17 protein-coding genes are annotated in these 20,043 nt (G+C 49.5%); 9 read left to right on the top strand and 8 right to left on the bottom strand.

The window, feature by feature from the left end:
* The first annotated feature begins 6 nt into the window (after window positions 1-6).
* The 3 genes from F456_RS0107935 (at window position 7) to gyrA (ending at window position 5,526) form a co-directional block, all read left to right on the top strand.
* Window positions 7-978 carry an ABC transporter permease gene (locus F456_RS0107935; protein ID WP_040925068.1) on the top strand — a complete coding sequence of 324 codons (972 nt, stop codon included), beginning with the start codon at window positions 7-9 and terminating at the stop codon, window positions 976-978.
* Between the two features lie 93 nt (window positions 979-1,071).
* Entirely contained in the window at window positions 1,072-3,045 is a 1,974-nt protein-coding gene (gene parE / locus F456_RS0107940) for a DNA topoisomerase IV subunit B (RefSeq protein ID WP_018976479.1), read from the top strand.
* A gap of 24 nt (window positions 3,046-3,069) precedes the next feature.
* Complete coding sequence (gene gyrA / locus F456_RS0107945) at window positions 3,070-5,526, top strand: DNA gyrase subunit A (RefSeq protein WP_018976480.1); 2,457 nt, start codon at window positions 3,070-3,072, stop codon at window positions 5,524-5,526.
* Window positions 5,527-5,767: 241 nt separating this feature from the next.
* Here the strand turns inward: gyrA and F456_RS0107950 are convergent, their stop codons facing one another.
* Window positions 5,768-6,529, bottom strand: a complete 762-nt coding sequence (locus F456_RS0107950; protein ID WP_157060032.1) for an RluA family pseudouridine synthase — start codon at window positions 6,527-6,529, stop codon at window positions 5,768-5,770.
* Window positions 6,496-7,365 carry a class I SAM-dependent methyltransferase gene (locus F456_RS0107955; protein ID WP_018976482.1) on the bottom strand — a complete coding sequence of 290 codons (870 nt, stop codon included), beginning with the start codon at window positions 7,363-7,365 and terminating at the stop codon, window positions 6,496-6,498. The genes F456_RS0107950 and F456_RS0107955 overlap by 34 nt, the downstream gene beginning before the upstream one ends.
* Before the next feature lie 206 nt (window positions 7,366-7,571).
* Between F456_RS0107955 and F456_RS0107960 the strand changes: the two genes are divergently transcribed.
* Both F456_RS0107960 and F456_RS22085 read left to right on the top strand, forming a co-directional pair.
* Window positions 7,572-8,021, top strand: a complete 450-nt coding sequence (locus tag F456_RS0107960; RefSeq protein WP_018976483.1) for a flavodoxin — start codon at window positions 7,572-7,574, stop codon at window positions 8,019-8,021.
* Complete coding sequence (locus F456_RS22085; protein ID WP_018976484.1) at window positions 8,018-8,782, top strand: hypothetical protein; 765 nt, start codon at window positions 8,018-8,020, stop codon at window positions 8,780-8,782. The genes F456_RS0107960 and F456_RS22085 overlap by 4 nt, the downstream gene beginning before the upstream one ends.
* Before the next feature lie 143 nt (window positions 8,783-8,925).
* Here F456_RS22085 and F456_RS0107970 read toward each other — a convergent pair whose 3' ends face one another.
* Window positions 8,926-9,780, bottom strand: coding sequence for a GNAT family N-acetyltransferase (locus F456_RS0107970; RefSeq protein WP_018976485.1), 855 nt, complete (start codon window positions 9,778-9,780; stop codon window positions 8,926-8,928).
* A gap of 130 nt (window positions 9,781-9,910) precedes the next feature.
* A complete protein-coding gene (locus tag F456_RS23955; protein ID WP_018976486.1) occupies window positions 9,911-10,087 on the bottom strand; it encodes a YjfB family protein in 177 nt (58 codons plus the stop codon).
* 686 nt (window positions 10,088-10,773) lie between these two features.
* Here F456_RS23955 and F456_RS0107980 point away from each other — a divergent pair.
* The 3 genes from F456_RS0107980 (at window position 10,774) to F456_RS0107990 (ending at window position 13,554) form a co-directional block, all read left to right on the top strand.
* Entirely contained in the window at window positions 10,774-11,169 is a 396-nt protein-coding gene (locus tag F456_RS0107980; RefSeq protein ID WP_018976487.1) for a Fur family transcriptional regulator, read from the top strand.
* Window positions 11,145-11,918, top strand: a complete 774-nt coding sequence (locus tag F456_RS0107985) for a response regulator transcription factor (protein WP_018976488.1) — start codon at window positions 11,145-11,147, stop codon at window positions 11,916-11,918. The genes F456_RS0107980 and F456_RS0107985 overlap by 25 nt, the downstream gene beginning before the upstream one ends.
* Before the next feature lie 178 nt (window positions 11,919-12,096).
* Window positions 12,097-13,554, top strand: a complete 1,458-nt coding sequence (locus tag F456_RS0107990) for a catalase (RefSeq protein ID WP_018976489.1) — start codon at window positions 12,097-12,099, stop codon at window positions 13,552-13,554.
* A gap of 118 nt (window positions 13,555-13,672) precedes the next feature.
* Here the strand turns inward: F456_RS0107990 and F456_RS0107995 are convergent, their stop codons facing one another.
* Entirely contained in the window at window positions 13,673-14,659 is a 987-nt protein-coding gene (locus F456_RS0107995) for a 3-oxoacyl-[acyl-carrier-protein] synthase III C-terminal domain-containing protein (RefSeq protein ID WP_018976490.1), read from the bottom strand.
* A 130-nt stretch (window positions 14,660-14,789) separates the two neighbouring features.
* Window positions 14,790-15,137, bottom strand: coding sequence for a hypothetical protein (locus F456_RS0108000; RefSeq protein ID WP_018976491.1), 348 nt, complete (start codon window positions 15,135-15,137; stop codon window positions 14,790-14,792).
* A gap of 187 nt (window positions 15,138-15,324) precedes the next feature.
* Between F456_RS0108000 and F456_RS0108005 the strand changes: the two genes are divergently transcribed.
* Window positions 15,325-17,166 carry a UbiD family decarboxylase gene (locus tag F456_RS0108005; protein WP_018976492.1) on the top strand — a complete coding sequence of 614 codons (1,842 nt, stop codon included), beginning with the start codon at window positions 15,325-15,327 and terminating at the stop codon, window positions 17,164-17,166.
* Window positions 17,167-17,907: 741 nt separating this feature from the next.
* On the opposite strand, the gene F456_RS0108010 is transcribed toward F456_RS0108005, so the two are convergent.
* Window positions 17,908-19,347, bottom strand: a complete 1,440-nt coding sequence (locus F456_RS0108010) for a sensor histidine kinase (RefSeq protein ID WP_018976493.1) — start codon at window positions 19,345-19,347, stop codon at window positions 17,908-17,910.
* Window positions 19,320-20,015 (bottom strand): response regulator transcription factor, encoded by a 696-nt coding sequence (locus F456_RS0108015; protein ID WP_018976494.1) that lies wholly within the window; start codon window positions 20,013-20,015, stop codon window positions 19,320-19,322. Before F456_RS0108015 ends, F456_RS0108010 begins: the two co-directional genes overlap by 28 nt.
* Window positions 20,016-20,043 lie beyond the last annotated feature (28 nt).

The following is a 20,043-nucleotide window of genomic DNA, read 5'->3' on the forward strand; positions in this document are numbered from 1 at the left end:
TGGGCCATGGTACAGAATGAAGTTGTCAAAATTGTAAAGAAAAAACGCTTTTATATCATTTTGCTGATTCTCGCCGTCATGGTGCCGGTTTTCAGTTATGCGCAGATGCGGCAGTCACTTGAACGTCAGGAAAGCTACGGGAGCGATTGGCGTCTCGAAGTGCAGCAGGCTATCATTGATAATCAAAATTCATTAAGCAGCGATAGGGTACCGCAGGAATGGAAAATTTATCGACAGATCTTTATCCAGCAGATGCAGTACTATTTGGATAACGATGTGAATCCGAATGAACCGGGCGGGGTAACTTTTACGCGTGAATTTATTAACAATTCTGCAACGCTATTTATTCCGCTGATGACAATGACAATCGCTTCGGACCTTGTATCCTCGGAGCGGGCGAGCGGTACGATAAAAATGCTGCTGACCCGGCCTGTCCGAAGATGGAAGGTGCTGCTGAGCAAACTGGTTGCACTGCTCATGTTCGTATCTCTGATCGTCGCCAGTGCTTACCTGATCTGCTATCTGATCTCCGGCGTATTTTTTGGTTATTCGGGTTGGACTATCCCAATTTTCACCGGATTCGTTCTGAACGGTTCTGATGTTGATCTCAGTTATGTCCATGCAACGCCTCAATGGGAGTACTTGTTGATGCAGTCAGGACTTGTCTGGTTTGTGAGCACTGTGGTGGCTCTGCTGGCTTTCATGGTGTCTGTACTCGTCCGAAGCACGGCGGCTAGTATTGTCGTTATGATGTCTGCCTTAATATCAGGTTCGATCCTGACAAATATGGCTTCGGCCTGGACAAGCGCCAAATATTTGTTTATGGTCAATCTCGGACTCACCGAATATTTGGCCGGCAATCCGGCACCGATAGAAGGCATGACACTGGGCTTTTCATTGGCGGTATTGGCTGCTTGGGCAGCGGTATCTGTGATTATTTCGTTTGCCGTCTTTACGAAAAGGGACGTTTTGACTTAGAATAAAAAGAGGAAAATGAAAACACTTGTTTGCATTTCGGTACAATAATGGTCCGGAGGCAAAAAGCGAGCAAGAGAGAAAGAGGGAGAAATCATGGCCGAACAGATCGATACGACGGAACAGACAACGGCTCCTCAGGTCGTTCAAGGATATGATGCGGATGACATTCAGGTTCTCGAAGGCCTCGTCGCCGTCCGCAAACGGCCGGGCATGTACATCGGGAGCACCAGCTCCTCCGGCCTGCACCATCTCGTGTGGGAGATTATCGATAATGCCGTCGACGAACACTTGGCGAAACATTGCGATCGGATCGAAGTAACTTTAAACAAAGATGGATCTGCGACTGTGCGAGACAACGGACGCGGAATTCCGACCGGTATGCACAAGAGCGGCGTGCCGACACCGCAGGTCGTCTATACGGTTCTGCACGCGGGCGGCAAATTTGGCGGCGGCGGATACAAGAAATCCGGGGGTCTGCACGGTGTTGGGGCATCCGTAACCAATGCGCTGTCGGAATGGCTGGAAGTCGAAATTTATCGCGATGGCAAAATTCATCGTCAGCGCTTCGAATATCGGGTCGACAAGAAGGGTACCGAGCATGTCGGACAACCGGTAACAGGTCTCGAAGTGCTGGGCAATACGCGACAGACCGGCACGAAGGTTACGTTCAAGCCGGATATTCGCGTGTTCAAGGCCGGTATCTCATTGAATTACAATACACTGGCCGAGCGGCTGCAGGAGATCGCGTTTCTGAACTCGGGACTTCGAATCGTACTGACCGATCTGCGCACCGACACTTCCGACGAATTCTATTACGAAGGCGGAGCCAAGCAGTTTGTTGAATTTTTGAACGAAGGCAAGGAAGTTCTTCATGAAGTTATTCGCTTCTATGCTGAGAAAGATGAGATTGAAGTAGAGGTCGCTTTCCAGTACAACGCCGGTTACACGGAGACGATTGCTTCATTCGTGAACTCGATCCCGACACGCGGCGGCGGTACGCACGAAACCGGCTTTAAAACGGCTTATACAAGAGTATTGAACGAGTATGCACGCAAGACGGGCGTATTGAAAGAGAAAGACAAGAACCTTGAAGGCGGAGACCTGCGCGAAGGCATGATGGCCGTAATCAGCGTCAAGATGGGCGATGTTGAATTCGTCGGCCAGACCAAAGATCAGCTGGGCAGTGCTTCGGCACGCGGTGCGGTCGATTCTGTTGTATCGGAGAAAACAGCACGGTTTTTGGAAGAGAATCCCCAGGTTGCGCAGGTACTGATTCGCAAAGCCGTTCAAGCGTCAAAAGCACGCGAAGCGGCACGCAAAGCGCGCGACGAGATGCGTACAGGCAAGAAGCGCAGCGAAAGTTCGAATCTGGGCGGTAAATTGACGCCGGCACAGTCCAAAGACTTTACTAAAACCGAGCTGTTTATTGTCGAAGGCGACTCTGCAGGCGGTTCAGCCAAACAAGGACGCGATTCCAAAATTCAGGCAATCCTTCCGCTGAAGGGCAAGCCATTGAATCCGGAGAAGGCCAAGCTGGCTGAGATTCTGAAGAATGAGGAGTATCGTGCAATCGTCTCGGCGATCGGCGCCGGTATCGGTCCGGAATTTGCGATTGAAGACAGCAACTTTTCTAAGATCGTGATTATGACCGACGCAGATACCGACGGCGCGCATATTCAGGTGCTGCTTTTGACCTTCTTCTACCGGTACATGAAACCGATGATCGATCAGGGAAGAGTTTACATTGCCCAGCCGCCGCTCTTTAAGATCACACGTAAAGGGTCCCGCAAGAACGAGGTCGTTTATGCATGGAGTGACGAAGAGTTGGAGAAGCTGACCAAGGGCGGTAAAAGCTTCGAACTGCAGCGTTACAAAGGTCTTGGCGAGATGAACCCGGATCAGCTTTGGGAGACGACGATGGATCCGACAACCCGAACACTGTTAAGGGTGCAGGTTGAAGATGCGGCGAAGGCGGAGCGTCGTGTATCCACATTGATGGGGGACAAGGTCGATCCGCGCAAGCGTTGGATCGTAGAAAATGTGGACTTTACCGAAGTCGAAGAATAAGCGACAGAAGGGGATTTTGAACCAATGAGCATACCGGAAGAACAATTCAAACCGGCTTTTCTCGAAGAAGTGGTCGGCGACCGCTTCGGCCGGTATTCCAAATATATCATCCAGGACCGGGCTATTCCCGATGTTCGAGACGGGCTTAAGCCGGTTCAACGCCGGATTTTGTACGCCATGTACGAATCGGGCAACACTCCGGAAAAAGGCTATCGCAAATCGGCCAAAACGGTCGGAGATGTTATGGGTAACTACCACCCGCACGGTGACTCTTCGATCTATGAAGGTATGGTGCGAATGGCACAGCCTTGGAAAATGGCGCACACCCTCGTTGACGGACACGGAAACTGGGGTTCGATTGATGACGATCCAGCGGCAGCAATGCGTTATACGGAAGCGCGTTTATCGACGATAGCGATGGAAATTCTGCGTGATATCGACAAGCGAACTGTCCAGTTCAAAGACAATTTTGACAATACGGCCAAAGAACCGGTCGTACTGCCGGCCCGCTATCCGAACCTGCTGGTAAACGGTGTCAGCGGGATTTCGGCAGGTTTTGCAACGGAAATTCCAACGCATAATCTGCGGGAAGTGATCGATGCCTGTATTGCAGTCATGGAAGACCCTGAGATTGATCTGGACGGCATTATGCAGCATATTAAAGGACCGGACTTCCCGACAGGCGGCATTGTAATGGGCGAAGCCGGCATTCGTGAAGCTTACTCGACCGGACGCGGCAAGATTCAAGTGCGTTCACGGACAGAAATTGAAAGTTTGCGCGGAGGCAAGCAGCAGATCGTAGTTACTCAAATTCCTTATCAAGTCGTCAAATCAAGGCTTGTAACAGCGATGGAAAACATTCGGCTGGAAAAAAAGGTCGAAGGAATCGCCGAAGTTCGTGACGAAAGCGGACGCGAAGGCATGCGTATCGTTGTTGAATTGAAAAAAGATGCGGATGCAAACGGAATATTGGCGTATCTGTTGAAGAAAACCGATCTTCAGGTCAGCTATAACTTCAATATGGTAGCAATTGTTAACAAAGCGCCGCAGCAGCTTGGAGTCAAAGCTATTCTGGAAGCTTATATCGCTCACCAACGCGAAGTCATCACCAAGCGGACTTCGCATGAGTTGGAAAAAGCCAAAGATCGCTCTCACGTATTGGAAGGTCTCGTCAAAGCGCTGAATATTTTGGACGAAGTGGTTGCAGCCATTCGCGCTTCGAAGAACCGACAAGACGCGCAGAACAATTTGCAGTGGATGTTCGGATTCACCGAGCGTCAAGCTGATTCGATCCTGACACTCCAACTGTACCGCTTGACCAACCTCGAGATTAACCAGCTTGAGAAGGAACATGCGGAGCTTGAGAAACGGATCGCAGTACTGGAAGGCATATTGTCCAGCGCTCGCAAGTTGAACAATGTAATCCGTAAAGAATTAACGGAAATACGCGATAAATACGGAATCGACCGTCGTTCCGAGCTGCAAAGCGAGGTTGAAGAAATTAAGCTTAATCTGGAAGTTATGATTCCGCAGGAAGACGTAATCGTCTCTCTGTCGCAAGAAGGATATATCAAACGTACAGGTATGCCTTCGTTCACCCGTTCAGGCAGCGACCGTAATGCTTCCGGTGCGCGGGAAGACGATTATATTCGTCAACTGCTTGATGTAAGTACGCTTGATCGGCTGCTTGTGTTTACTCAGCGTGGACAGTTCTATCTGCTGCCAGTACATCAGATTCCGGAGTTCAAATGGAAGGATAATGGCACTGCGATCGTTAACGTGATTCCGCTTGATCGGGAAGAGCGGATTGTCTCCATCATTCCGGTTAAAGAATTGGAAGAATCAGAGCAGTCGCTCGTATTCGTTACCCGTAAAGGACAGGTCAAACGAACTGCACTGCGCGAGTATGCAACCAAGCGAAGCGGAGGAGTTGCCGCCTGCAAGCTCGGTGACGGAGATGAAGTGCTGCAGGTTACCCTCAGCGATGGAGATAAAGACCTGCTGTTGGTAACGGCAGAAGGTATGAGTATCCGTTTTGGTGAACAGGAAGTGTCCGCGATGGGCCGAGTATCCGCGGGGGTACGCGGAATTCAGCTCAAAGAAGGCGATGAAGTGACGGCAGCATTGTTTGTCACCGGCGACGACGGAGAGGTGCTGGTTGTCAGCGATCTTGGATATGCGAAACGCTCAATGCTGCTTGAATATCCATCCCAAAGCCGCGGAGGCAAGGGAATTGCGACATTTGAATTCAAGGAAGGCAAGCGGGTGAAACCGAACGGCAGCCGTTTGGTCGGTGCTTACAATACACGGGAAAGCCTGCCTGCAACCGCAGTACTCTCCAATGGAAACAAGATTGAGTTTCCGGCGAGTAAGGCGTCATTGACCGAGCGTAAGCATATCGGCAAAGCACTTGTTGCGGTCGACAAACCGGATACAATCGTTGATCTGCTTCCTTCGTTCGAGCGGGAATCCACAGTTTGAAAATTCGGATTATAAAGAAGTCAGTGAGAAGTTAAATGTAATGACCGATTGCAGACTGAATAGAAAGCAGACTGAATAGAAAGCAGACTGAATAGAAAAAAGGCCTTTCGAAAGCTGGACTTACAGCTTCGAAAGGCCTTTTTATTTTGATCGTTTCATATCGTTTGATCATTTCGTTTTGTCGTTTTATCTTATTGTATAGAGCTGTTCATCTGTTATCTGCCATCTATCGGACTGCTGTCTATTCGCCATGTTCCAGTTCATTTTGGAGCAGCTTGTAGACATTGTCCGGCCACTGGCTCCAAGGAGCCGTATCTGGCGGCAGTGAAATCAACAGCGTTGATTCCTTGCTTACCGGATGCGGGAAACGCAGACGTACCGACCACAGCGCGATCTGCTCGCCGGGCTTCGTCAATGACGCGCCGTATTTCTGATCGCCGAACAGAGGACAGCCGATCGTACTCATCTGCACACGAATCTGATGCGAACGACCGGTATGCAGCTCAACGCGGACAAGAGCCCTTTTACCGTCGTCCGCAAGCACCGTATAGTCCAAAATGGCTTCTTTGGCGCCTGGGGTACCTTTAGGTACAGAGGTAACGGTGTTGCTGCGCTCGTTTTTTAAAAGGTAATGCACCAGCCTGCCTTCGCGCTCTCGAGGCACGCCGTTTGTTACGGCTGCATACGTTTTGCGAATCGAATGCGTGCGCACCGAGTCGGATAGGCGTGACGCCGCTTTGGATGTCTTGGCAAAAATCATGGCTCCACCGACAGGACGATCCAGACGATGAACAAGACCAAGAAAGACATTGCCGGGTTTATCATGTCGGATCTTCAAATCGTTCTTGAGCAGCGTGAGCATGTCTGCGTCGCCGCTTGCGTCTTCCTGTACCGGTATATTGACGGGCTTAACGACACCGAGAAGATGATTATCTTCCAGCAGCACCGGAATGCCGGACAGTCCGTTCATCAGTTCGACTCCCAGCGTCCGAGGATGCCGCATGGCAGCGTCAATCCGGAACGGCTGATCGGAAGACCGATTTCGCCTGCGCTGATTTGACCGCCGTAACGCGGTTTCATCGTCATTTCGAGCATATTGGACAGCACAGTCGGAGAAATGCCGGTCGTATAAGAGTTGATCAGCATGAACAGCGGATTATCCGACAGAATCTGCATGCATGATTCGAGGAACGGATAAAGACTGGATTCCAGCTTCCATGTTTCGCCGTTAGGTCCGCGTCCGTAAGAAGGAGGGTCCATGATGATTGCATCGTACTTGTTGCCGCGGCGCTGTTCGCGCTGTACGAACTTGAACACGTCGTCCGTGATGAAGCGCACGGGACGGTCACTCAACCCCGAGAGCTGAATATTTTCCTTTGCCCATTGAACCATACCTTTTGCCGCATCGACATGTACGACGCTGGCACCGGCGTAAGCCGCAGCAACCGTTGCGCCGCCCGTATAGGCAAACAGATTGAGTACTTGAATCGGACGTCCGGCATTCTGGATTTTGTCCATCATCCAGCTCCAGTTGGCGGCTTGTTCCGGGAAGAGTCCTGTATGCTTGAAGCTGGTTGGTTTGATATAAAATTTAAGCTTATCGTCATAAGAGATCGTCCAGCGATCCGGCAGCTGTTTTTTCCAAGTCCAGCTTCCGCCGCCCGACGAACTGCGATGATAATGACCTGCGGTTTCCCGCCATGGTCCGCTCTCATCCGCGATTGGCCAAATAATTTGCGGGTCCGGACGCCGCAGCACGACATCGCCCCAACGTTCCAGCTTGTCGCCTGCACCGGTATCAATCAATTCATAATCTTTCCAAAGATCAGCCATATACATATTGTTTAAACCACCCTTATCTTGTCGTTGTTGCTCGCCGAGAAACGCATCATTCCCAGAGTATTATTGTACCTGAGGAGGGGGTAAAAAGCCAGAATTTCAAAAGTATTTGACATTGATAATCATTATCATTTATGATGTTGCATATTAAAGAGCCGTTACACAGAAATGCTGGTTCACATACAATAAATTTTGGAGGATCAATCATGAGCAAACTCATCTTAATATATGCCAGTATGACCGGAAATACAGAAGAAATGTCGGAACTGATTACAAGTGGTATTGAAGAGGCAGGCGGCGAGTTAACCGTAAAGATGGCCGAGGATTGCAATGCGGATATTCTTATGGATTATGACGGTATTATTTTGGGTGCTTATACCTGGGGAGACGGCGAACTTCCGGATGAATTTCTGGATTTTTATGACGAAATGGATGAGCTGGATCTGTCGGGGAAAAAAGCGGCCGTGTTCGGCAGCGGCGATACCGTATACGAGCAGTTTGCCAAAGCGGTCGACCTGCTGCAGGAAAAGCTGGTGGAACGCGGGGCGGAGATGGTGTTGGAACCTTTGAAGCTGGAATTGAATCCTTCGGGCGACGAACGTGAAGCGTGCCGCTCGTTTGGCAAACATTTTGCTGGGAGTGCGGTTAGTGTATGAGGGATGTCAGAGAATCTCCTTCGCAAAACAGCGGTGAACTTCGGCTGCTGAAGGACTATCGGCTTGAAAGCTGGCTGGCTTCGGGACGATATCCGCAGAGAGAAATCAGGTCCAATCGCGGAACAAGAGAAGATTACCATTGGACACAGCGTGTGCAGTACGCGGTCGGACATGCAGTCAACCGGTTTTATTCGATACAGCCGGAATTTCGAAGTCAAGCTGATACTGCAGAATTGGTTGATTATCGCTGGCCGCGCAAAATTTCTTATTTTGATTCGGAGAAAAGTTACTGGGAATTGAAAGATCGGGTAACGGATCATTTGGCTTCCTTTTTTGCATCCAACGGTTATGAAGGGCAGCGTCCCGTTATGCTCTATGAACAGTTCGAGACAGAGGTTACCGATCTGGGTATCGACCTGTCGATGGTGTTTCAAGCAGTCTGGCAGAACGAAAACCTTACAGGACTGCATCTTCAAAAGTTTGTTGTCGATTATGACCCAGAAGTCCTGGACGGATATCGGCATGCCGCACGAGTGTTTTGCAGAGAGGCATTCGGATCCGATCCGGAAACGATAGAAATTTATAAGGTACTGAGCGGAGAGCGTATAGAGCTTGATCTAAAGGGTATACCGTATGAAAAATCGCTCGATTATCTGCGCTTGGCTTATGGCAGCATGGAGACGGATTACAAACAAGAACCTTGTACATACAGGAGCTGCCGGCAAGAGCCTGAAGGGGAAACCGGATTTCGGGTCTGCTGATTTTCACCGAACTGCTTCCGTGCTGTCTGAAGGGACGATTATGAAGTACAACTGCAAAAAAGCCTTGTCCAAGCTGCACTTTCGCGGCCGGACAGGGCTTTTGATTGTGATGCGTCAATTGCAGATGGCACACCGGTATCTTTTCACTTGTTCAGCTCATAGTAATCCTGTACAGCGTAAGAACGGAAGCCGCAGCTTTCATATAGATACAGAGCATTTTCATTCTGTGTCTCCACACTGATATACGGACGGCGTCCCCTATCGTTCTCCCGGGAGATAATTTTGTTCAGAATGTTCCGACCGATACCTCGACCTCGAAAGGAAGCATCGATGACAAGCCCGAATATCCAAGCCTGATCCGGAATATCATAATCCATGACAAATGTTCCGACCGTTTGATCGTCAAGCAGGATCATGCTGCGGCTGCGATTAACGCTGCGGCTTTCTTCATTTAACATGTCATCCATGTCTTCTGCGCTCATATCGAAACCGTCTGCGCACAAATGCAGCACAGCATTCCTATCCAACGGTTTATACGCCCGGTGGGAGACCAATGGAAGGGCGTGTGAGTGATCGGCAGCAGCTTTTTTGACCGCCACATCGGCGTGCCAAGCCATCTCATGTTCCGAAAAAGCGTAGCGGCATCGGACTTTCTTCAGCCATTCGGGCGCAGTTAAGGAAGCTTTCGGCGCATTCAGCAGAATAGTAGGGGTGGAATCCAATCTGCCAGAGGATAATGCTTCGTTCCAAAGCTTGGTGAAAATACCCTGTCTTCGGCAGTCGGGATGTACCATGCCGCAGACTTCAAACTGTCCACCGAAGCCGTAAAGCCCGAGAAAACCGACCAAATTTTCGTTTTCGTAGTGAAAATAATCCATGCCTTCCTGCCGCGTATCCATTTTGAGCATATCGCCATTCAGCTTAAGCGAAATATGGTCGGCCTGTTCACAGATGCGCTGCAGAGTCTCGATTTCTTGAATTTGTTGTTCGTTCAGCAAATGGGCCTCCTATGACGAATGGTAGTTATCAAGTATAACGATTATAGCATAGTGATTTTCCAAGTTATACAAAAAGACCCGGATACAGCTTAATGCTGTATCCGGGTCTTCAAGCCCTGCTGACTGCGCATTACGCGCGAATGTCGATCGAACTGCCAAGATGAGGAGTTACACTTGTCTCAAGCATTTTGGCCATCTGATCTCCCTGCTGCTTGGCCTGATCCATCGAGACGTTCATCACTTGAAGCGAAGCCTGCTGAACGAGGGCGACCTGACTCATTGCTGTAGAAAGTCCTGCGATATCCATATTGATTTCCTCCTTTTTGGCTGCCCACTCGGGGGTCCTTTTGGACATAAGCCTATTATCTTTATCGGCCAATGATGCTAGCTAAATGATAGGTTTTTTTGATTGACTTTATCAGGAAATTAGTCTATAATAAACGATATGTGGACACTTGAATATCAATTATGCATATGCAGCATACGCTTTGAAGATCCGAATCGCACTGGCGCGGTCATCGGAGCCGCAAGGATGGAAGAGAGGTAGGGCTTTCGTTGTTTTAGATTTCAGAGAACGAAGCCTTTCACCGTAGAGTGACAGCTCATCAATTTTAACGAGACGGTTTCGCCATAGAGCTTATACGATCTGGCGGTCGTAAGAAGCATATCATACAAGCAAGCAATGAACGAACGATTCATCCATGAGAATCGATTACGTCGAGCGGAATCGTGCGGTTTTTGGAAAGAGTGCTGGGAGAGCAGTTAGGCCTGGCGAACGGTAAGAGGTTTCTCAGTTATTCAAGTGAATAGCGGCAGAACGTACAGCATTACGTTCGTTAAGCCCGCTGAGCGGCGGTCGTCCTTTAAGGACGGCCGCTTTTTTGCGCACTCCAATTTAGCTAACGACTTGATTCTTGAAGGAAATAGATTTATACTTATTCTAAATTGAAATCTATGAGAATGAAAATCAAACTTAAAATGAGGAATGATAATATGAAAACAATTAATCTAACGACTCAACGTCAAGCCGTGTACGACGTAGTCTGTGAATCGGTAGATCATCCAACAGCAGCGGACGTGATGAATCGGCTGGTGGAACGAGGACACAGCTTCGCTTACGGTACCGTATATAACTCGCTTCGTTATTTGACCGACAAAGAAATGATTCGCGAACTTAAACTTGGAGAGACGGCCAGCCGCTACGATGCACGAATAGACGACCATCAGCACATCGTATGCGAAATATGCGGACGAGTCGATGAAGTTATGGCACCTGTGCCGGAAGAATGGATGACCCAGGTAGCTGAAGAAACGGGATATGAGGTGCACGAGGCTCATGTCGTATTGGAAGGAGTGTGCGCGGAATGCAGAAGCAAGCGGAAAAAATGATGATTATGGAGATGCAGACTCCGATGCCTGAAGTCTGTGAGATGACAAGACGTATCATTATTGTTAGTCCGTTTCCCGGACGGATGCACGAACTGATGCGCACACTGATGGAAGCCTGTTTTGATGTGTTGGTTTTTCATCGCTGGGAGCACTCCGAAGCAGGGGCACTTCAAGCGGATCTGCTGATCTTCGACGTGAGCGGTTCACAAGCTGAAGATCCGGTCGGAGCCTTCCGAGAAAATATGCATCCTGTTCACGCGGCGATACCGACACTCTTCCTGATTGACGAGCGGATGCTGGATACCGGAAGCGCGTTCGGCGGCCACGAAGAACTGCTGGTTTGGCCTGCCCGTCCACAGGAGGGGCTGCATCATGTTCGCCGCATTCTGCGCACCGGAGCTTCGCGCGGCTTCGATTCTGCAGCGCCAGCCGATGAGGATGCTGTTCGCGATCAGCTGATCTTCAAAGATCTCCGTATCGATCGCCGCAGAATGACGGTATATCGTAGCGGAGAACGAATTGACTTGACTAAGACGGAGTACGAACTGCTGCTTCAACTGATTAAAGGACAAGGTGCTGTACGTACACGCGAAGATATGTTGAACAAGATTTGGGGCACCCAGTATTTTGGAGGCAGCAACGTAGTGGATGTGCATGTCAAAAGTTTGCGCAAAAAGTTGGGCGATAGTGCTGGGCAGCCCTTGTACGTCGCAACCGTTCGGGGAGTGGGATATCGACTGGCGGATTAAAAGTAGAAGGCGGCATACTTATCATTTTCGCAGCTCGTCTTCATCCGATCTTCATCAAATACTTATACAGCAATCATGATTACTTGCCTGGTTGATGGTAGTATTTAGACATGGATTTAGAAAAGGTCTAAAACCAATTCTAAAAAACGAACCTTCAATCAGGAAAGGAAGATCATTTATGACTGATTCTAGACTGACGACTAACCAGGGAGCTCCGGTAGGCGATAATCAGAATTCCAGAACGGCTGGACGACGCGGCCCTGCGCTGCTGGAAGATTACCATTTGCTTGAGAAGATTGCCCATTTCGACCGTGAACGTATTCCGGAACGTGTTGTACATGCACGGGGAGCTGGAGCGCACGGCGTATTTAAGACAGAGCACAGTATGTCGAAATATACCCGTGCGGCGTTTCTCCAGGAAGCTGGACTTGAAACACCGGTATTCGTTCGCTTCTCGACTGTAATTCATGGTACTGGATCACCGGAGACAGCTCGCGATCCTCGCGGCTTTGCAGTGAAATTTTATACACAAGAAGGCAACTACGATATCGTAGGCAATCACCTTCCGGTGTTCTTCATCCGTGATGCAATCAAATTCCCGGATATGGTACACTCGCTCAAACCTGATCCACAGTCGAATCGGCAGGAGCCGAGCCGTTATTGGGATTTCATGACGCGCACGCCGGAATCGACGCATATGATGACTTGGCTGTTCTCCGATCACGGCACACCGGCGAATTATCGGGAACTGGACGGCTTCAGCGTACATGCTTTCAAATGGGTAAATGCAGAAGGCAAAGTGGTGTACGTTAAATATAAATGGGAGTCCAAGCAGGGAGTACGTACGCTGACAACGGACGAAGCACGCCAGGTTCAAGGCGAAGACTTCGGCCATGCGACACGCGACTTGTTCGATCGGATTGAAGAAGGCAATTTCCCGGAATGGACATTGAAAGTACAGTTCATTCACCCGGAAAACATTGACGATTATGAATTCGATCCGCTTGATCCGACCAAAGTATGGCCGGAGGAGCAGTTCCCGTTCCATACCGTGGGAACCATGACATTGAATCGCAATCCGCAGAACTTCTTTGCTGAAGTCGAGCAGTCCGCGTTCTCTCCAAGCGCATTGGTACCGGGAATCGAGCCTTCGGAAGACAAGCTGCTGCAGGGACGTCTATTCTCGTACCCGGATACGCAGCGCTACCGCCTGGGTGCGAATTATACGCAGCTTCCGATTAACTGCCCTTATGCTCCGGTTCGCAATCATCAGCAGGATGGAGCCATGAATATGCGCACCGATCTGCCGAAAGTAAATTACGAACCAAACGGTTATGAAGAAAGCCCAGTAGAAGATCCAGCTTACCGCGATTCCGAAGCACCGCTCGAAGGCCGTGTAACGCGTCAGAAGATCGAGAAAACGGACGATTTCGCACAAGCGGGAGCACAGTACCGTTCGTATACAGCTGAACAGCGTGATAACCTGATTGCAAATATCGTAAACGACCTGAGCGGCGTCAGCGAAGACATCAAGCTGCGTGCAATCTGCAACTTTGTACGTGCTGACCGCGAATACGGGATGCGCCTTGCGCAGGGCCTGAACGTAGATATCTCTTCGTTCATGGGCGGCCGTTGATCCTGTTTTCTGTATCCTAAATGTTTGAATAATCGTTATATATAAAAAGACCGGGCTTCGCATCTCCATCATGCGAAGCTCGGTCTTTTCAATTTATTTATTTTCTAAAATTAATGTTCTAATATTGAAACAACATGGCAACCAATTGGAATCCCGAGCCGATCGACCAGAATAGAATATGATCTCCTCGCTTGACGCGTCCCGTCTCAACGGCTTCATACAGTGCGATAAATGGACTGCTCGTACCGGTGTAGCCGAATCGATCGCCGACATAGATCATCTGCTCGTCATTCAACCCGAATTGACGTTGGATCTTCAGCACGTTTTCGAGTGAGAACTGCGATAGGCAGTATGTAGAGATATCCTGCGGTGTCAAGCCGTGACGTCCAAGCAGTGTTTCAAACATCTCGAATGTCGGCGGCATTGCAGCATGGGCTTCAAACGGCAGCCAGAGAATGCCTTTGGCCTCAGAACCATGCTTAATCGTTTTGGTCAATCCTTCGGCTGGGTAGCGAATAAAATCGCGGTTCACAGGGTCCGTATAGTAAATGGAGTCGATGAATCCACACTCTTCCTCGGTACGCTCCAAAATGACTGCTGCCGCCGCATCGCCATAATTGGCATAGGTGACTGCACTTTCCGGGTCGCTCACCAGCGTATTGTAATCAGAACCAACAATCAGTGCACGGCGAATATGGGGACTTGTCAGCATATATCGACTGGCATGATCGACGGCAACCACCATACCGGCACAGTTGGCATTGGAATCCAGTACCATCGTGTGGGAGCGGGCACCGATCGCAGCATGAACATACAGGGCATTGACCGGGAAAGTCGTTTCAGGGACTTGGGTTGAAAAGACGATCATATCGATGTCTGACCCTTGAAGTCCTGATTTGGACAGAACATTTTTTGCTGCTTCGATGGCCATTGTCAGCCCATTCTCTTCTTCATTATTGATGACATAACGAGACTTCCGTCCCATATGTTCCAGAAATCTACGAATGTCGTTATTTTTTCGGTCGAAATGATCCAAATAAAATTCGTTGCCGACAGCGTTTGCGGGATGATAGATGTCTACAGAAGCAATGCGAATACGGCTCATACGGTTTTCTCCTTTTGATTTGTGAAATTTGTGAAATAAGAGATATCTCAAAACAAGGACACAGCTCTGCCGGATTGGACAGAGCTGTGCCAGAATGTAGTTGAACACGAGACCGCCGGATAGGGCGGAATTACTTGGTTACGATTTCATGATTGCTTAAGCCTGCATCACGTGCAACGCGTCCCAACTGCATTTTGATAATTGTCTGTTTTGTATTGATAACAAAGATCACTTTTTGGAAGCCTGTTTCTTTATAGCTGGCAAATGAACCTTTCAGTTTATCGACTTCTTCGCTTGCAAGCAGATCCATTTCTCGGCAGTCCACTTCCAGTGTGAAAGCTGGCGCGTCGATCGAAGATGCCATTTTGCCGTAATCGCGTACGAAGTTTTGATAATCCTGCGGAGTGAAAGTACCGCCGACCTTCATCTCTACTTTTTTTGCCGCCTGATTGGTTTGAATACTGTAGGGTTGAGTCATGTTTAATTTCCTGCCTCTCAAATTTTTCTCTCTACCTTTCTTATATCGGTACAGTTTTCAAAGATTTAAGAGAGCTAACATAATTCTACATGAGTCAAAAAAAACAGAGCATGGAACAAGTTGGCGTCGTGCGGCTGTGTAAGGTAAAATGAAAAGATAAAGACAACCGGAATAGGAGCTTATACTAATGAGATACCGCAGCATGCAGGAGTGTATCGCCGATCTGGAAAATGCCGGACATCTGATCCGCATCAAGGAAGAGGTTGACCCGGAGCTGGAGATGGCCGCGATTCATCTAAAAGTATTTGAGGCGGGTGGACCCGCTTTATATTTTGAAAAGGTAAAAGGATCGAAGTATGGCGCTGTATCGAATCTGTTCGGTACAATCGAGCGGAGTAAGTACATGTTCAGAGATACCTGGACATCGACGCAGGAGGTTATCGGTCTGCGCAACGAGCCGATGAAGGCGTTGAAGCAGCCTTTGCGCTATGCAGGTACGGGATTGTCCGCACGCAAAGCGCTGCCGCTCAAACAATCAGGCCTGCCGTCCGACTTCGAAGAAATTCGTATTTCGGATCTGCCGATGATCAAAAGTTGGCCAAACGACGGCGGCGCATTCGTGACACTGCCGCAGGTCTACAGTGAAGATCCCGATAGACCGGGTATTATGAATGCGAACCTGGGGATGTACCGCGTTCAACTTAGCGGCAACGAATACGAGCCTGACCGCGAAATCGGGATGCATTATCAGATCCATCGCGGAATCGGCGTACATCAGTCGAAAGCGGCCAAACTTGGACAGCCGCTTAAAGTCAGCTGCTTTATCGGCGGGCCTCCGGCTCATACGCTGTCGGCCGTTATGCCGCTTCCCGAAGGATTGAGCGAGCTTACGTTTGCGGGATTGTTGGCAGGACGGCATTTCCGCTACAGCTACGTCGATGGGTTCTGCGTAAGCCACGATGCAGACTTTGTAATAACAGGCGAAATTTATCCTAACGAAACCAAGCCGGAAGGCCCGTTCGGCGACCATCTAGGTTATTATAGTTTGGTGCATGAATTTCCTGTAATGCGAGTACACAAAGTTTATGCGAAAAAAAATGCAGTCTTTCCGTTTACTGTTGTCGGTCGTCCTCCGCAGGAAGATACGGCATTCGGTGCATTGATTCATGAGCTGACCGGAGGTGCAATCAAGCAGGAAATTCCAGGTGTAAAGGAAGTACACGCTGTCGATGCGGCAGGTGTGCATCCACTCCTGCTGGCTGTAGGCAGCGAGCGCTATACACCGTACCAGGCAGTCAAACGTCCGGCCGAGATTCTGACGATTGCCAACCGGATTCTGGGTACGGGACAGCTCAGCTTGGCCAAGTATCTATTCATCACGGCCGAGGACGATGGACCGGTCGATGCGCATCAGATCGAAGAGCTGTTTACCCATATTTTGGAGCGGATTGATCTGCGTAGGGATCTGCATTTTCAGACCAATACGACGATCGATACGCTTGATTATTCCGGAACGGGACTTAACAGCGGCAGCAAGGTTATCTTTGCCGCTGTCGGCAAGCCGATACGGAAGCTGACGACCGACGTTCCGAGTGTGCTGGCAAATCTGCCGGGCGGCTTCAGCAAGCCGGTTATGTCAATGCCGGGCGTAGTTTTGCTGCAGGGACCTGCTTTTAAGAACTATGAATCAGCGGAGGCAGAAATCCGCGATTTGGCGGCAGTGATTGCGCAGCGCGGAGCGCCTGAAAACTGCCCACTTGTCGTCTTGTGTGACGATACCGACTTTATGGGCGCTTCATTTGATAACTTTTTGTGGGCGGCTTTCACCCGAAGCAATCCGTCGCATGATATACACGGCGTAAACGCTTTCTATGAACATAAGCATTGGGGCTGCGACAATGTAATTATCGACGCACGCACCAAGCCGCATCAAGCGCCGCCTCTGGTACCCGATCCGGAAGTATCTGAACGAGTCTCCAGGTTGTTCACCCCCCATGGGAGTTTAGGTATTCTCGGCATAAAAGGCTGAGCGAAGTTTTCATCAGTAAACAGCAAAAAGAGCCCATGTGGGCTCTTTTTTGATGCTGCGAGTTTTAATCGGCAAACGGTTAACGCTGCCGTCTCGAAGTATAAAGGACTTTGGTCGACGTCTTGACGACAACTTGACGCTCGGGTGTTTTCGAGCTGGGCTGACCTTTTCCCGCTTCGTGAAACACATGATGACAGGAAAAGCAAAGCCGACCGCTGCGGGTTTCGCTGCCGCAGGATTCACAGGGATAAGTAAGATTGCGGTAAGAAGAGGACAGACGTCCGGATTTAATGAAGGTGTACAGTTCGTTTAATGATACGCCGGTTACTTCGGATAGTTCTTTAGACGTGATGTTTGGGCGCATCCATAGGCGATCCAGACATAGGTTAAGGTCACTATCCATCTTGGTACTGCATGGGACACACAAGTTACGAAGGTTTTTTTGAAAAATAGTCCCACATTTCGGACAATAGTCGACCAAAAGACTCATATGAATCACCTCTTATTAGTGGTCAAGCTTCAATCTGTGGTTCTATAATACTACCTCAATTCAAGGTTCGCAAGACCTATATAACTAAGGGGTGAATAAGTGCATGTGGATGCCAAGCGAATATTCGATAACAGGAAGAATCAAGCCGCAGTATCTTAAAACAAAAAATAAAAGTTCAAATAGACAGCAAAAAGCCGCGGTGCGTGGCAAAAACACGCAGCGGCTTTGTTTTAGGTTCTGCAGGGGAGGAACTACTGAGGAAGTTCCAGCGAGAAAGTTGTACCCGAAGGACTGCTGCTTCGCAGAAGCAGTTCTCCGCCTTGGGCGCGCGCCAACAGTCGACTGTAGGTAAGACCAAGCCCGAGCCCTCGCGCACGACGTTTTTTCTCCTCACTGCGAAAGAATCGATCAAAAATGTAATCGCGATCTTGTTCGGGAATTCCTGCGCCATTGTCGGCAATTTGAACTTCGATACGACCGACAGACTCGCGAATCGTAATCTGCAGACAAAGTGGGCGATCAGGATGTGCGGCCTGCTGTCCATTGTTGAGCAGGTTGACGACGATCTGTTGAATGCGCATAGCATCGCCGGTTGTATAAATCAATCCTTCCGGAAAATCATAGACAATATTTATCGAATCGCATTCATGAGGGAGCTTCCATTGATAAACGATTTCCGATACAAGCAGCTTGAGATCAATTCGATCGCGTCGTACAGAGACATTGCCGGAGGAAAAGGCGTTGTAATCGAGCAGATCCGCAATCATTCGTTCCATCCTGTCCGATTCCTGCAGCGCAATATCGAGAAATTCTTTGGCTTCTTCGCCGTTTACCACATTGTCGCGAACGGCCATAACCAACCCTTTGATTGAAGTAACAGGAGTTTTCAATTCATGTGTAACCCCTGCCAATGATAGCTCTCGCCATTCTTCGAGCTGATTTAGTCTTCCGGCCATGCCGCGGAAAGAATCAACCAGTTCGCCAAGCTCGCGTTCGCCGGTTTCAATTTCCAGATTGACATCATAATGTCCACTGCGAATCTGACGGGCGCTTTCGGCTACGCGCCGAATAGGCCGGGACAGCTTACGCGAGAGCAGATAGATCGTAAACCAGCCGGATAGAGCGAGTGCTCCGAATACGGCGGCAAATAGAATCAACTCCCGGGAGCTGTAAGCCGGAGTTTTGCGAAATTGGCTGATATAAACTCCGCCGATCTCCTGACCATTCTGCATGATAGGCGTCTTGATCAGCTGATATTCCGGTTCGCCTGAACGCAGACTTGGATTTAATTTCTCCTGAATCTGTCTCTCGGTCATTTGAGGTCGGGTAAACAGCGCGTTGCCCTGCAGATCGGTAACAAGAAGGCAGACATCAAGATTCATGTTAAACAATTCCATGCGTTGATCCAGAATTCTGTTCAGATTTTCCGGAATGGTCAGAGAGCCGGAAGGGGCTTCGACCCTGTCCGCGACCTCCTGACCGAGCATGGCCGCGGTGCGTGAGCGGTTCTCCATCGCCGTTTCTCGAATACCGTACAGAGCCACTCCCACAATGATTGCGAGAGCCGCAAATAAAATCAGAAAATAGCGCAGCGTCCAATAGGTCAGAATGGAAGTCGCTCTGCGCTCGCCTGCGCTTCCTTTCTCTAGCCATCTCGGCGTCGTCAGATTCTGGTTTTTTCGGCGATCCAAAATTGATACCCCGTTCCTCGTAGAGTACGAATCTCGCCGTTCTCCGGCGGCCAATGCGACAGTGCTTGACGCAATCTCTTGATTGAAAGGTCGACCGCGCGGTCGCTGCCCTCATAATCGATGCCCCATACATTTTCGATCAGCTGTTCCCGTGTGAACATCTGGTTTGGATACTCCGACAAGAAAAGCAGCAGCGACAAATCGCGCGGCGTGAGCGGCACTTCTGCTCCATTGAGTGACACCCGCTGGGCGCTGTTATCAATAACCAATGTACCAAAACTTTTACTGGTATCCGAACCGCTGTAGACAGGTCGTCTGCGCAGCACCGCGTTGACCCGTGCAACGACTTCTTCGGGTACGAACGGTTTGGTCATATAATCGTCTGCTCCACTATTCAAGCCGTTCAGCCGGTAGTCGACATCACCCAGCGCAGTCAGCATAATAACCGGGCATGAGCTGTGATTGCGAATCTTTTGGAGAATCTCCCAACCGTCCATGCCGGGCAGCATAATATCGAGCAGAACAAGTACAGGCCGCGTTTCTTCAAATTTTTGCATCGCAAGGTTTCCGTCGGATACCCGTTCCACCTTGAATCCGGCTTTTTTCAAATAGGCTGCGAGCACCCTTGCAATTGCTTCTTCATCCTCAATAATCAGAATGGTTGTCACTCGCATCTTCCCTTCATATCTGATGGTC

The organism is Saccharibacillus kuerlensis DSM 22868 (assembly GCF_000378145.1).
Lineage (GTDB): Bacteria > Bacillota > Bacilli > Paenibacillales > Paenibacillaceae > Saccharibacillus > Saccharibacillus kuerlensis.

Bases quoted from the DNA above. Each gene is read 5' to 3' on its own strand.
- F456_RS0107935 (WP_040925068.1), top strand. From the start codon at position 7: ATGGTACAGAATGAAGTTGTCAAAATTGTAAAGAAAAAACGCTTTTAT.
- parE (WP_018976479.1), top strand. From the start codon at position 1,072: ATGGCCGAACAGATCGATACGACGGAACAGACAACGGCTCCTCAGGTC.
- gyrA (WP_018976480.1), top strand. From the start codon at position 3,070: ATGAGCATACCGGAAGAACAATTCAAACCGGCTTTTCTCGAAGAAGTG.
- F456_RS0107950 (WP_157060032.1), bottom strand. From the start codon at position 6,529: ATGCGGCATCCTCGGACGCTGGGAGTCGAACTGATGAACGGACTGTCC.
- F456_RS0107955 (WP_018976482.1), bottom strand. From the start codon at position 7,365: ATGTATATGGCTGATCTTTGGAAAGATTATGAATTGATTGATACCGGT.
- F456_RS0107960 (WP_018976483.1), top strand. From the start codon at position 7,572: ATGAGCAAACTCATCTTAATATATGCCAGTATGACCGGAAATACAGAA.
- F456_RS22085 (WP_018976484.1), top strand. From the start codon at position 8,018: ATGAGGGATGTCAGAGAATCTCCTTCGCAAAACAGCGGTGAACTTCGG.
- F456_RS23955 (WP_018976486.1), bottom strand. From the start codon at position 10,087: ATGGATATCGCAGGACTTTCTACAGCAATGAGTCAGGTCGCCCTCGTT.
- F456_RS0107980 (WP_018976487.1), top strand. From the start codon at position 10,774: ATGAAAACAATTAATCTAACGACTCAACGTCAAGCCGTGTACGACGTA.
- F456_RS0107985 (WP_018976488.1), top strand. From the start codon at position 11,145: ATGCAGAAGCAAGCGGAAAAAATGATGATTATGGAGATGCAGACTCCG.
- F456_RS0107990 (WP_018976489.1), top strand. From the start codon at position 12,097: ATGACTGATTCTAGACTGACGACTAACCAGGGAGCTCCGGTAGGCGAT.
- F456_RS0107995 (WP_018976490.1), bottom strand. From the start codon at position 14,659: ATGAGCCGTATTCGCATTGCTTCTGTAGACATCTATCATCCCGCAAAC.
- F456_RS0108000 (WP_018976491.1), bottom strand. From the start codon at position 15,137: ATGACTCAACCCTACAGTATTCAAACCAATCAGGCGGCAAAAAAAGTA.
- F456_RS0108005 (WP_018976492.1), top strand. From the start codon at position 15,325: ATGAGATACCGCAGCATGCAGGAGTGTATCGCCGATCTGGAAAATGCC.